This is a genomic window from Hwanghaeella sp. 1Z406 (genome assembly GCF_048892425.1).
GTDB lineage: Bacteria > Pseudomonadota > Alphaproteobacteria > UBA8366 > Aestuariispiraceae > Pacificispira.
In genome coordinates this window covers 152931-166913 of sequence record NZ_JBLZHU010000004.1, presented here as the reverse complement: position 1 = coordinate 166913, position 13983 = coordinate 152931, and the positions used below count along the sequence as shown (strand labels likewise).

The window sequence follows — 13983 nt, the reverse complement described above, 5'->3', positions numbered from 1 at the left end:
AGGCGTGACTTTAGGGCGGGTGGTCGAGAATAAGCGTGCTGCTCTGGACCCCGGATCAAGTCCGGGGTGACGGTGTTTTGGATTGTAAAGATGTCATCATTCCCGCGCAGGCGTGACTTTAGGGCGGGTGGTCGAGAATGAGCGTGCTGCTCTGGACCCCGGATCAGGTCCGGGGTGACGGTGGATCGGGGGGTATCGATGTCGTCATTCCCGTGCAGGCGTGACTTTAGGGCGGGTGGTCGAGAATGAGCGTACTGCTCTGGACCCCGGATCAAGTCCGGGGTGACGGTGGATCGGGGGGTATCGATGTCGTCATTCCCGTGCAGGCGTGACTTTAGGGCGGGTGGTCGAGAATGAGCGTGCTGCTCTGGACCCTGGATCAAGTCCGGGGTGACGGTGTTTTGGATTGTAAAGATGTCGTCATTCCCGCGCAGGCGGGAATCCAGGGGTGCATGGCACGATTTTGCCGGTTGCACTGCGCCTTGCATGAAGTCCGGGGTGGCGCGGCACTCGCGATTGGTAAAATGCGGTCCCATAGATCAGAACCGGGGAATGTCGGGGAAGGGCAATTGGCCTTTGTGAATATGCATCCGGCCCAGTTCCGCGCAGCGATGGAGTTGCGGGAACACCTTGCCGGGATTCAGCAATCCGTCCGGGTCAAAGGCGCATTTGACGCGCATTTGTTGCTTCAAATCGTCTTCGGTGAACATGGTCGGCATCAGGTCGCGCTTTTCAACGCCCACGCCGTGTTCGCCGGTCAGGACACCGCCAACCTTTACACACAGTTTTAGAATATCGGAGCCAAAATCCTCCGCCTTCTCCAATTCGCCGGGATTGTTGGCGTCATACATGATCAGGGGGTGCAGATTGCCATCGCCCGCATGGAAGACATTGGCAACGCCCAAGCCATAATGCTTGGACATCTTTGTCATCTCGCTCAACACATGGGGCAGTTGGTTGCGGGGGATTGTGCCATCCATGCAGTAATAATCGGGAGAGAGCCGCCCCACAGCCGGGAAGGCCGCCTTGCGCCCGGCCCAGAACATGGCGCGTTCTTCCTCGCTTTGGGAAATGCGCAGGCTGGATGCCCCCAGATTTTCGGCGATCTGGCGGACTTCCTCGATCAGGTGATTGACCTCTGCCTCCGGGCCATCTAATTCGACGATCAGCAGCGCCTCGCAATCGGCTGGATAGCCTGCATGGATGAAATCCTCCGCCGCCGTGATGGCGGGGCGATCCATCATTTCCATGCCGCCGGGAATGATGCCGCTGGCGATCACCTGGGCGACGCAATTACCCCCCGCCTCGCTGGACGGGAAGCCGATCAGCAGGGCCCGCTGGGTCTCCGGCTTGGGCAACAGGCGCACGGTGACTTCTGTGACCACACCCAACAGACCTTCGGACCCGATCATCAGACCCAGCAGGTCATAGCCTTCCGCATCCAGATGCTTGCCCCCAATGCGCAGAATCTCCCCGTCAATGGTGACCATTTCCACGCCCAGAACATTGTTGGTGGTCAGGCCATATTTCAGCGAATGCACCCCGCCAGAATTTTCCGCGACATTCCCGCCGATCGTGCAGGCGATCTGGCTGGACGGGTCCGGGGCATAATAGAAGCCATCTTCCTCTACCGCCTTGGTGATCGCCAGATTGGTGACGCCGGGCTGAACCCGGGCGCAGCGATTGTCGTAATCGACCTCCAGCACTTTATTGAACTTTCCCATACCCAGCAGGATACCATCTTCCAGCGGCAATGCCCCACCAGACAGGCTGGTGCCAGCCCCACGCGGCACGACTTTAACACCGTGTTCTTTACAGTATTTCAGGACATTGGCGACCTGATCGACGGTCTGTGGCAGGACCACAATCAGGGGCAGGGCGCGGTAAGCGGTCAGGCCGTCGCTTTCATAGGCACGGCGTTCATCCTCATCCACAATGACGCCTTCACCCGGCACAAGGGCGCGCAGATCATCGGCAATGGTCAGCCGTCGCTCAATGACAGCAGCATCCGGATCGGGCATTTTCATCGCGTGGTCTCCTTTAATCTGCGTTTCTTATAATTGGTATTACCAATTTGGTAAACCTTTCTTGCGCCTTGTCAGTTGTCCCGCAGTAAGCCCCGATAGGTATTTTGCAGGGTTGTGCGCACCCCATGCCAGGCATTGTCGCGCCACATGGCATCAGACGGATAGGATTGGGGCAGTTCATTTGGCCCGCGCGTTGCCCCGCCCAGCCGTCGTGTCAGTGAATAAGTGCCAATTTCCAGGACCACATTTGTGACCTGGGCCTTGGGCAATAAGCCACCCAGCCCCCCGCCACAAGGTGCCGTGCCTGCGCCAATCGCTTCGCTGGTCTGGGCGACATTCAGGGTGAACCAGCTTTCCGCCCGGAATCGACCGGCAGAATCCGGCGGGTCGCAGGATACGATTTCATGCGCGCCATACAGTCCCGGTCCTGTGCGGGGGTCGATCACACAAACCTGTCTGGCATTTTCAAACTGAGTTGCAGCGATAGCGCGTAGCACAGACCCATCCCAGGCGGGCGGTTTCATGGATGCCAGTGTCTGTCCGGCCAATTTGTTCCAGTCGACGCCTTGTTCTGCCTGAAAGGCGGCGAAGCGTTCTTCGGCTGCGGCCAGGACACTATCGGACCAATCAGGCGCAGGTTTATTGGCCGATATCACATCATCTTCGGCAAAATAAGGCCAGATCGGGCCAGCAGGATTGGCGGCATGGACCAGCACCAGGGCAACTTCCCTGGGCAGGTCTTGCAAGCCGCCTTCGGTCAATACGCCCAGTATCGCCCCGCATCCCAACAGCCCCGCCGCCCCACCCGCAGCGCTGCACAGGACGGCGACACGGCTGGCATCAGGCGATCCCATGCGGGCTACATCACACGTTAAAGCCTTGGCACCTGTGTGGTCGTCTCTGGCGGGATAGGATGTGATGCGCAACCCGATCCGATCACAGGCGGTCAGGAACCGGTCTCGTGCGCGGTCGAAATCGTCATTGAAACAGGAAACAGAGTCTGCCATGCGCCTACCGGCATTACATATATTTACACTGGAAGACATAGATTGAACGCTGTGATGGGTCAGCGCAAGAAGGGGGCATGGTTGCCCTGACTGGCTGTTGACCCCATACTTAAGCACCAGGGCTATCCTTCTGATGGTATTTCTATGGGGAGAGTTGCAATGGGCATATATTCTAAACGCATCCCGATGGCGCTGGTCGCTGCATTTGCGATGATTGTTCTGTCCATGCCCGGCCTTGCGGATCAGCAAGACAAACGTCTGGATTCCCTGTTTGATATCCTGCACTTCGCACCTCTGAACAGTCAGGAAGCCTATATCGCGCAACAGGGCATCTGGGCCCTGTGGATTCAGGCCCCAACCGCCAGCGGGCGTGTCCTGATGCGTCAGGGGACACAGCAGATGTCCCAGGGCGATATGGAACAGGCGATCAAGACATTCTCTGCCTTAATCGCCCTGGAACCAGATTTTGCAGAAGCCTGGAACAAGCGGGCCACAATTTATTTCATGCAGGGAAATTATTCGGATTCTCTGGCCGATATTTATGAGACGCTGGAACGCGAACCGCGTCATTTCGGGGCGAAATCCGGGTTGGGTCTGATTTTAGATGCAATGGAGGAACCCGAGGCGGCCCTTCAGGCCTTTCATGAGGCACTGGAGATTAATCCGCATATGGACCAGATCCGGGAACGCGTCGAACAACTGAAGAAGCAGATACAGGGGCGTCAGCTTTGATCTGTGTTCGTTACGCCGAAGTCTCTTTCGGGGTTTTGAAGTCGGTCAAGGTTGCACAATGAGGCGACAGGGCGGGCCAGGGCGCATCCCCCAGGTCCAGTACTGCTAAGGCGGCAGTTGGGAACTTTTCGGTCATGGCGTCCAGATTTTCAGGATTGTTGGCTGTTTTACACAGGGACAGACTGATATCCTGCATAATTGGATTATGGCCGATCACCATGACGCGGCCTACCCCCGCAGGCACACGGCGCAAGCGGTCGATCAATTCTATGGTTTCCTGCATTTTATAGACGCAATCTTCCATCAGAATACGACATTCCCCTTTCAGGTGGGGCAGGATCAGACCCAATGTCTCACGGGTGCGACGGCTGGTTGAACACAGGATGAAATCGGGGGATATGCCGGAATCCCGCATCACGGCGCCCATTTTATTGGCTGCCTTTATGCCACGATTTGCCAGCGGTCGATCAAAGTCACCCAATGTGCTGTCGCTCCAACTGGATTTTGCATGGCGAAAAACATACAGGACCGGCATTCTTTCGGGTTCCTTTCCCTCATATTCTAACCGCGCGAGAGCTATCACGCTTCCCCATGCAGGCTCAAGCAAAAGGCGCAGAATTCAGGGGCTTGTAACCAGTTTGAAACAAAAATCACCGTGACACGGTCATATGTATTGGGTATCGACAAGGGCTTGATAGAGTCTGGCCATACCAAAGACGGAGGTTGCGGTGAGCATGACAGAGAATGATGGCGCACTGATGAACGAGTCCGCATCTCAGGATCAAGACGCCGTTGCCGTGGCCAAGACCACACCGACAACCCCGGAAGAGTGGGGCGCAGAACGTTTCATTAACCGGGAATTGTCATGGTTGGCCTTCAATACGCGCGTTCTGGAGGAAGCCAGCAATATCCACCATCCCTTGCTGGAGCGCCTGCGCTTTCTGTCGATATCGGCAAGCAACCTGGATGAATTTTACATGGTGCGTGTCGCTGGCTTGAAAGGCCAGCTTGGGGCGGGGATCAGCACCCCCAGCCAGGAAGGCAATACGCCCGCTGAACAATTACGACTGATCGCCGATGAGGCGGGATCCCTGATGCGCCTTCAGCAAAAGATCTGGGAAGAATTACAGGTCGAATTGCGCAAGGTCAGTGTGACGCTTTTGGCCCAGGATGAGTTAACAGCGCGGGAAAAAAGCTGGCTGGATGGCTGGTTCCTGGAACAGATTTTCCCGGCCCTGACACCGTTGGCTGTTGATCCGGCGCATCCCTTTCCCTTTATCCCCAATAAAGGGCTGGTTCTGGCGCTGGAATTGACCCGCGCGGAAGACGATAAGACAATGAATGGCCTGTTGCCGGTTCCTAGCAATCTGGATCGTTTCGTGCGTTTGCCCGGCCAGAAGGCCCGTTTCCTGCTGTTGGAAGATGTGTTCAGGATTTACATGGATCGCCTTTTCCCGGGCTTCAAGATCATTGGTCAGGGCATGTTCCGCGTCATTCGCGACAGTGATGTCGAAGTAGATGAAGAAGCGGAAGATTTGGTGCGCACGTTTGAAAGCATGCTGCGCCGCCGTCGTCGGGGCAGTGTCATCCGTCTGACAATTGACGCCAGCATGCCAGAAGACCTGCGCGATTTTGTTGTCGGCAAGCTGGGCGCAGACAGCGAGGATGTGTTCCCGCTGGATGGTATTCTGGGCATGCCCGATGTCAGTCAGATGATCGTATCGGATCGCCAGGATTTGTTGTTTGATGCTTTCAACATTCGTTTCCCGGAACGTATCCGTGATTTCGGTGGTGATTGTTTCGCCGCTATCCGGGCCAAGGATATCATTGTCCATCACCCCTATGAGAGCTTTGACGTCGTGGTGCAGTTCCTGCGCCAGGCGGCCCAAGATCCGGCCGTGGTCGCGATCAAGCAGACCCTGTATCGTACCTCGAAGGATTCCCCCATTATCGCGGCGTTGAGCGAGGCTGCGGAAGCGGGTAAATCCGTCACGGCCTTGGTCGAATTGAAAGCCCGCTTTGACGAGGCCGCTAATATCCGTTGGGCGCGGGATCTGGAACGCTCTGGCGTGCAGGTCGTTTATGGTTTCGTAGACCTTAAGACCCATGCGAAAGTCTCCATGGCGGTCCGTCGTGAGGGGAGTGGCCTTCGCTCTTACGTGCATTTCGGGACCGGTAACTATCATCCGATCACGGCAAAAATTTATACGGATCTGAGCTATTTCACCTGTGATCCGGCGCTGGCCAGGGATGCGGCGCGGGTGTTTAACTTCATGACCGGCTATGCCACGCCAGAGGCGCTGGAGCGTCTGGCAATTGCCCCGATCACGCTTCGCCATCGCGTGTTAAGCTCCATTCGGGATGAAATTGAGCATGTGAAGGCCGGCCGCCCTGGCCAGATCTGGTTGAAGGTCAACAATCTGGTGGATGGCGAGATTATCGATACCTTGTATGAGGCGTCCTGCGCTGGGGTTGAAATTGATCTGGTGGTGCGGGGCATATGCTGTCTGCGGCCCGGCGTGAAGGGGCTTAGCGAACATATCCGCGTAAAGAGCATCGTTGGGCGTTTCCTGGAACACAGCCGTATCTTCTGTTTCGGGGCGGGAAATGGTCTGCCTTCGCTGGATGCAAAGGTCTATATCACGTCGGCAGATTTGATGCCGCGAAACCTGGATCGTCGTGTCGAATCATTGGTACCAATTGAAAATGTGACCGTGAAGCGTCAGATCCTGGAGCAGGTTATGTATGCCAATCTGAATGACGAGGCGCAAAGCTGGCATATGGACTCTGATGCGCGTTATCACCGCATAGAGCCGGTGGGCGAAGGCTTTAACTGCCATGTTTTCTTTATGACCAATCCCAGTCTTTCCGGGCGGGGTAAGGCGATCAAGAAGGCCGGAAAGATGGCACTTTCAACAAAACTGGCTAAGAATTCGGGTCCGAAAAAGGCGGCGCGGAAAACTCCGGCGACCAAATCCAGCAAGAGCGGTTGACGCGACCGCCTCGATACACGATTTTCACGCGCAACCGCATTGTGATCATAGCGGTGAAGCGTATACAGATTGAAAGTCTTGTTTGGGAAGGATTCTCATGGCCGAAAAACGGACCATGTCGACTGCCAGCCCCCCGACCGCCGTGGTCGATATTGGCTCGAACTCAACACGTTTGGTGGTCTATGATACCTCTGATCGGTCCCCCATCGCTATTTTTAATGAGAAACTGCTCTGCGGCCTTGGGCGCGGATTGGATGCGACGGGCCAGTTAAGCGAGGAAGGTATAGAGCAGGCGCTGGGCGCGTTGCCCCGTTTCATGCGCATTGCCCAGGAAATGGGGGTACAGCGGATTGATATGCTGGCCACGGCGGCGACGCGGGATGCCACCAATGGCGCGGAATTTGTGCGGCGCGCCAGCCAGATCAGCGGCCAGGAAATTCGCGTGCTGTCCGGGGAAGAAGAAGCCCGACTGAGTGGGCTTGGTGTTTTATCCGGTACGCCGGACGCTGATGGCATGATGGGCGATCTGGGCGGGGGCAGCGTGGAACTGGTCGAGCTGAAGGATGGTCAGACCGGACCCCAGGCGACCCTGCCGCTGGGACCCTTGCGTTTGGACCCCAAGATCGTGGCGAAACCATCCAAAGCGCGGGAAGATCTGGATCGATATTTCAGCACCATTGATTGGTTGCCACGCATCAAGGGGCGCAGCTTTTATCTGGTCGGCGGGGCCTGGCGCAATCTTGCCCGGCTGCATATGGACCATATCAATTATCCGCTCCATATCATCCATCATTATCGGATTCCCGCTGCTCAAGCCTTGGAATTGGCAGATGTCGTATCACGGCAATCGCCTGGCGCGTTGCAGCGCGTGCCCGGTGTATCCAAGCGGCGCGTGGATACGCTGCCTTATGCAGCGATGTTGTTACACCGCCTGATGGTGGCCGGGGCACCCAAGGATATTGTGTTTTCCGCCAATGGTTTGCGGGAAGGCTGTCTGTATGATCATTTAAGTCAGGAAGAGCGCAAGCTGGATCCGCTGCTGGAGTCCTGTGCCCGATATGCAGATCATGAGCTTCCCAATTCCGCTGTTACGGGGGATGACCTGTTTCGGTGGATGACACCACTGTTTCCAAACGAGACCCCGGCGGATCGTCGTTTGCGTCATGCGGCCTGTATCCTGTCGGATATTGCCAAGCGAGAACATCCTGATTATCGCGCTGAACATGCCCTTATCCGGGTCAAACGATTGCCTGTCGTTGGCGTGGATCATCACGAGCGGGTATTTCTGGCCCTGGCGGTTTCATCGCGCCATGCGCAAATTGATGACGAACACAATGGGATGAAAATCGTTCGACACCTGATCAACCCCGATCGGATCGATGATGCGCGCGCAATTGGTCTGTCGATTCGCCTTGCATATACGCTGACCGGTGGGATTTCATCGGTCCTGGAGCGGATCAACATGGTTCGGACAGAGACCACCCTGACGCTTCAAATGCCAGCAGATCTGGCATTTTTGGCAGGAGAGGCGGTAGAGCGCCGCTTTGTCACTTTAGGTAAAGCACTGAACCTGAATACAGTGATTGATCGCTTCGGGGCATAGGTCCGGGACGGACTGAACCTGTTTTAACCGCGTGCGATTTCTTTACGCGGAAACAGGCTGCGAATGGCCGACGGGATCAGGTATCCAAAGAAAAAGCCAAAAAAGGCATGGGCCAGACCGCTGATCGACAGCGGGACTGCGGGGCCGAAATTCTTTGCGGTATTCAGGGCGATATCGGGTTCCAGATGGAAGACCATCTCTACCGCCAGCATATACCAGGAAACGTCTTGCAGGCGGGCTTCAATCTCCATCAGGCGTTCCTGACGGGCCAGTGTAGCCAGCATCGCCTGGCCTTCGCCCTGTATGACACTGTCTGAGTTATCATAGAATCGGCGAATGTAATCATATCGCCCCAACCCGGCATCCTGGGCCCGCATATCCATTGCTTCGATCTGCTGGTTGACCTCGTCCAAAGCGCCGCCAACGCGCTGTAAATACTGATCATGAAAGGCGGGTAACTGAGACCCAAGCGCCGCACAAAGCAACGCAAAGGCAAGATGTAGGCTTCGCAGCATGCCGTCTTCTCCAATCGCCCGGAATTACAGATCAGTCGGGGTGATGCAGTATAACCCGACTTGCCCATTCATTGGCAATCTGCGACTGGATTTCATTCTGCTCAGTTTGAAACTTAAATCTTCAGTTCCAGGTTTTGTGCCAGAAAGCCCTTTGTGCGGTCCCAGGCGCTTGCGGCATCTTCCTGATCATATCGGCTGCTGGTCGGGTTGGCGAAGGCATGGTCGGCCTCGTACCAATAAACCGTCAGGCTTTTCCCTGCCTTGCCCATCTGTTCAATGAATCCATTGACCATCGTGGCATTGATAAAGTTATCCTTGGTCGCAAAATGGCCCAGCACAGGTCCGTTGAGTGCGGCCAATTCCTCCGCACTTTGAGTGACGCGCCCATAATAGATGACCGTGGCGTCAATCGGTGTCGCCAGGGATGTGTTTAGCGACCAGCCCCCGCCAAAGCACCAGCCACAGGTACCAACCTTACCCGTTGAATCCTTATGCCCGCGCAGCCAGTCGGTCCATAATGTGCATGTTTCAATTGCTGTCTGGGGGTCCGCGCCAACAGCAGCGGTTTGTGCTTTGGCTTCTTCTGGTGTGGTCGCCACCTTGCCGTCCATCAGGTCAATGGCCAATGCGATATACCCCTGGGCAGCGAAATCTGCTGCAACCGCCTTGATCTGATCATTCAGGCCCCACCATTCGTGGATCAGCACGACCGCCGGGGCGGGCAATGTGGCGGGCATCGCCAAGGCCGCCGTTACCTTCTTGCCATTGGGCAGCGTGGATTCAACCTGTTGCACCGTATCAGCCGCCGCCCGCACCAGGGCCGGATTTGCCAGCACGGTTGCCAGCGGAAGGGTGGTCAGGCCCATGCCCAGACCTTTGATCACATCGCGTCGTGCCAACATCACTGATGTCTCCCTTTATCGTGTCCCGAACATTCTATCACCTGCATCCCCTAATCCTGGGAGAATATAGGCGTGATCATTTAGCTTTTCATCCAGGGCCGCTGTATAAATTGCCACACTGGGATGGGCCTTTTGCATGACCTTTACGCCTTCCGGGACAGCTACCAGCGCTAAGAAGCGGATATTCTGTTCTTCAACGCCGCGATCAATCAGCATCTTCACCGCCTGCACCGCGGAATTCCCGGTTGCCAGCATTGGGTCACACAGGATGAACAACCGCCCACCCGGTTCTGGTATGTTAACATAGTATTCTTTGGGATGCTTGGTCTCTTCATCGCGAAACAGGCCGATATGACCGACCCGAGCCGACGGCATCAACTCAATCAATCCATCCGCCATTCCCAGGCCAGCCCGCAGGATCGGCACGATGGCAGGTTTCCGCCCGGCCAGGACCGGCGCGCGCATCGCCTGCATCGGTGTTTTTATATCGACCTTTGTCAGGGGCACATTGCGGGTGATTTCATATCCCATTAACAGCGATATTTCTTTCAGCAACGTACGGAACAGATTGGTCGGGGTGTCCACCTTTCGCAGCCAGGTCAATTTATGCTGGACCAGGGGATGATCGACGATGTGCAGATTGGGAAAATCTTTATGGGCTTGCATAGGGCGCGCGATCCTGTGGGGTCGTGATGTCGAACTTAAAGCGTTGGCGTCACGATAAGGGGGTGGAGGATTTCAGACAATGATCGATATCGCTGATGTTATGCGATAAACTCTATAGTGTGGAATACGCTGGTAGAATTTACAGAATCAGTGATTCTATAGGTCGCACCTCCATAGAGGGCGCATTTTTCAAGGACCGCCCGCATGAGTGACGAAAAAGATCGCGGCTCAGCGACGGCAAACTCAAATGCCGCCGCGAATGCCGCTACCAATTCTGTAAAGGTTGCCCGTTTTCCGGGCGGGGATCGTCGTGCGGAAGTGACGGTGCCTGAAGATGTTCAGCGTTTGTCGGATCAGGCGCGCCGTCGCACGCGATGGGCTGGACTTGTCGCCGCTTTATTGACGGCCTTCTGGATGGGGGCGGCTGGGACATATCTACAGGGGCTGGGCGGGTTGAGCCTGATCGATGTTTTATTGCCCCATGAAGTGGGTGCCATTGCGACCGGCCTGGCTTTTCCGCTGATCCTGATCTGGATTTTCGCTTTGTATTTCCGTCGGTCCGAAGAGGTGCGCCTGCACACCGAAACGCTGCGCCGCCAATTGGAATTGTTGACCTATCCGGCGGAAGAGAGCGAAGCCCGAGTACGCCGTGTTTCCGATATGTTGCGCAAACAGGCCGATCAATTGACTCAGGCGGGGGATGTTGCTGTCGCAAATCTGACGGAACTGGCGGATTCTCTCAGGGAAACCACAAGTGTTCTGGAAAGTGCAGCCCATCGCGCCGAAGACCGCGCGGGCGATATGCGCAAGGGCCTGTCGGGTCAGGCGGACCGCCTGGAAAGCGTGGCGGAACGGTTGGAGCGGCACCGCCGGGATATTGATGCCTCTGTTACCGATCAGACTGAAGCGCTGATGCGGGCTGCAGAAACGGTGCTGGAAACCACCGATTCAGTAACCGCATCCTTGAAGATTCAAGCGTCAGACACGGTGTCTGCATCGGAACGGGCGGCATCGGAAATTCGTGAAATAGGTGGATTGTTTCAAAGCTATACCGATCAACTGGATCATGCCGCGTCTGAGGCGCAAAAGCGCAGCATCTCCGCCCGGGATACACTGGATGGCAGCATTCAGGCTTTAACCGATGCATCTGATAATGCGCGCGACAGCGCGTCTGCGATCGCCCGCAATCTGAAGGAAGAAGTGGATCGCGTTGGTCAGCGGTTGAAAGAATCCTATGACCACCAGACAGCGGCCATGAATGGCTTTTCGGAACGCAGCGAGTCTCGCATTTCCAGATTGGCGGAAATTCTGACAAAGCAAGGGGCCCTGTTGGAAGAAGCTGTCACCCAGTCCCTGGGGCGATTGGAAGCGGGCATGACCGACAGCTTGAACCGTGCGACAGATCAGGTCGATGGAATTGCCGATACGGCGGATGCCACGGCGGCAGGCTTTGGCGTGCAACTGACTGCTGCATTGGACCAAAGCCGCGAAAGTCTGAACCAGGCCTTGGCCCGCAGCGGCGATCAGGTAGAAGAAATCACCCTGGCCTTGCGCCAGCAATCCGATGATCTGGCAAAATCCGCCGATGGCCTGACCACCCATTCTGAGGCGGTGAAACAGACCGTCGCCCGGGAGGTGGAGGAATTCCGTCTGTTGTCTGAAAGCCTGGCGCAACAAGCCGCCGCTGTGAACGGGGAAACGGATCGCCAGCGCAAGGGGCTGGCCGCGACGTCCGAACAGGCAACCGAACAATTGCGCGCCATGGGCCAGGCGCTGCGGGAACAGGCCAGCGAAATTGCCAAGGCCAGCGATTTGGCTGCCAGCCGCGCCGAGTCCATTCGCGCCTCTTTGCGTCAGCAGACTATGGAATTGACCGGGGCTTCGGAAAGTTCCGCCCTACAGGCACGGGAAATTGAAAGCCTTTTGGCCCAGCGTGTCTTGGCGATTAAGGAAGCCATGGCGGAAGGTATGACCAATTTGGACGAGACCTTCGATCCTGCCATTGCGCAGACGCGCAGCATGGTGGAAATGCTGAAAAAGCAGAGCTTGGCGCTTCGGGAAGCCGCCGATTGGTCTGCCGGACATGCCCAATCCCTGGCAGAGGTGCTGACCCAGAACAGCGCGGCCCTGCGGGAAGCGGCGGATCGGGCCACCGGGCAGATTCGCGAAATTCGCCACGGATTACAGCATGAAACGGCGGAATTGGATCGTGTAACGGATAAGGCCGCCGGTGATGCCATCGCCATTCGCGAACGTCTTGCGGCGGATGCTGAGGCTTTGCGCGCCCTTGCGCTGCAATTGGCCGAACAGCATCAGGCGATGGAGAATATGGCGGAAAGTCAGGCCGCGACGCTGGTTGATGCGTCCCGCGACGCGGTGGAGAAAGGCGGCGCTGTGGATGAAGCCCTGCGCGCCCGGGTGCAGGAAATGTCTGCCATTACCGATGAGGTTTCCCGCCGCCTGAGCGATGCGGGCGGGTTGTTCCGCAATGAGACTGGTGAAATGCGCAAGGCGACCCAGACGGCGCTGACCTTGCTGGAAGAAGTTGGCAGTCGCTTCCACAATCAGGCCGAACAGGTCACCACCGCCTCTATGCAGGCGGGCATGCAGATTTCCGACAATCGCGAAGGGTTGAAGCGTCAGGCGGAAGCCCTGGGCGCGGCAGCGGAAAGTGCGTCTCGGTCATTGCAATTGATTTCGGACGCTTTCGCCCAGCAGGCGGAAGGGGTTGAGGAACGCACGGAAATTACGGCGGAACGGGTGCGCAGCCTGATTGAGATGCTGCGGACGCAATCTGGCGATATTGCCGCCGCGGGCGATCTGGCGAACCAGCAACTGGCCCTGATCGGGCGCACATTGGGCGATCAGGTATCCTCGCTGGAGCGCGCGGCGGGGGCGTCCAAGGGGCAGTTGAAAGATTTGGTCGAAACATTGTCGGAACGCACCGAACAGATGATGCAATCTGTCGATGCCTCCGAAGTCCGCTCCAACCGGGCGGCGGAGAAATTCCAAAGCCAGATCGAGCGCCTGACAGAGGCGTCCAAGCGGGCGGAAGAACAGGCGGAACAAATCCGGGTGCAGGAAGATGAGCAGCGGCGTGACCTGTTCCTGAAAACCGCGCGCTATATCGTCGAAGAATTGAATTCCATTTCCATCGACCTGACCCGTGTGTTGCAGGGGGAAGTGCCAGAGGCGGATTGGCGACGCTATGTGAAGGGCGACCGCACCGTCTTCACCAGAACCCTGTTGCGCACGCGCCAGGCCTCTATCGTGAAAACCGTATCGGATAAAATTCGCCATGACCCCGATGCGCGCAAATATGTGCTGCGATACATTGAACAGTTTGACCGATTGCTGATCGATTCTGAAGCAACCGATCCAGAACACCTGATCCACTCGACCTTCGTTACCTCGGATGTTGGCAAGCTGTACATCCTGCTGTGTCGTGCGACTGGGCGAGAGGAATAGGCACCACACTAAACCTTAAAAATTTGCGTTTCGCTTCCCATATCAGGGGCAGAGCGCAATTCGGCTTCGG

General features: G+C 56.7%; 10 protein-coding genes. 4 read left to right on the top strand and 6 right to left on the bottom strand.

Translation table 11 applies throughout. The features are described 5' to 3' along the window. Positions 1–539 precede the first annotated feature (539 nt). Positions 540–2027, bottom strand: coding sequence for an FAD-linked oxidase C-terminal domain-containing protein (locus tag ACOSDR_RS10120; RefSeq protein ID WP_420722717.1), 1488 nt, complete (start codon positions 2025–2027; stop codon positions 540–542). Positions 2028–2098: 71 nt separating this feature from the next. Next, a complete protein-coding gene (locus tag ACOSDR_RS10115; protein WP_420731145.1) occupies positions 2099–3034 on the bottom strand; it encodes a DUF2817 domain-containing protein in 936 nt (311 codons plus the stop codon). A gap of 159 nt (positions 3035–3193) precedes the next feature. On the opposite strand from ACOSDR_RS10115, the gene ACOSDR_RS10110 reads away from it, so the two are divergent. Beyond that, complete coding sequence (locus ACOSDR_RS10110) at positions 3194–3766, top strand: tetratricopeptide repeat protein (protein ID WP_420731144.1); 573 nt, start codon at positions 3194–3196, stop codon at positions 3764–3766. 10 nt (positions 3767–3776) lie between these two features. On the opposite strand, the gene ACOSDR_RS10105 is transcribed toward ACOSDR_RS10110, so the two are convergent. Continuing rightward, entirely contained in the window at positions 3777–4301 is a 525-nt protein-coding gene (locus ACOSDR_RS10105; protein ID WP_420722720.1) for a SixA phosphatase family protein, read from the bottom strand. Between the two features lie 199 nt (positions 4302–4500). Here ACOSDR_RS10105 and ACOSDR_RS10100 point away from each other — a divergent pair, with 199 nt between their 5' ends. After that, a complete protein-coding gene (locus ACOSDR_RS10100; RefSeq protein WP_420731143.1) occupies positions 4501–6759 on the top strand; it encodes an RNA degradosome polyphosphate kinase in 2259 nt (752 codons plus the stop codon). A 97-nt stretch (positions 6760–6856) separates the two neighbouring features. Continuing rightward, the gene (locus ACOSDR_RS10095; protein ID WP_420731142.1) at positions 6857–8362 is read left to right on the top strand and encodes a Ppx/GppA family phosphatase; all 1506 of its coding nucleotides are present in this window, start codon (positions 6857–6859) and stop codon (positions 8360–8362) included. A 23-nt stretch (positions 8363–8385) separates the two neighbouring features. On the opposite strand, the gene ACOSDR_RS10090 is transcribed toward ACOSDR_RS10095, so the two are convergent. The 3 genes from ACOSDR_RS10090 to upp form a co-directional block, all read right to left on the bottom strand. Then, positions 8386–8877 (bottom strand): DUF2937 family protein, encoded by a 492-nt coding sequence (locus ACOSDR_RS10090; protein ID WP_420731141.1) that lies wholly within the window; start codon positions 8875–8877, stop codon positions 8386–8388. Positions 8878–8990: 113 nt separating this feature from the next. Then, positions 8991–9779: a dienelactone hydrolase family protein gene (locus tag ACOSDR_RS10085; protein ID WP_420731140.1), complete on the bottom strand. Its 789-nt coding sequence runs from the start codon at positions 9777–9779 to the stop codon at positions 8991–8993. Between the two features lie 15 nt (positions 9780–9794). Beyond that, positions 9795–10445, bottom strand: coding sequence for a uracil phosphoribosyltransferase (gene upp / locus ACOSDR_RS10080; protein WP_420722725.1), 651 nt, complete (start codon positions 10443–10445; stop codon positions 9795–9797). Positions 10446–10649: 204 nt separating this feature from the next. On the opposite strand from upp, the gene ACOSDR_RS10075 reads away from it, so the two are divergent. Then, a complete protein-coding gene (locus ACOSDR_RS10075; RefSeq protein ID WP_420731139.1) occupies positions 10650–13913 on the top strand; it encodes a hypothetical protein in 3264 nt (1087 codons plus the stop codon). The last annotated feature ends 70 nt before the right edge of the window (positions 13914–13983 follow it).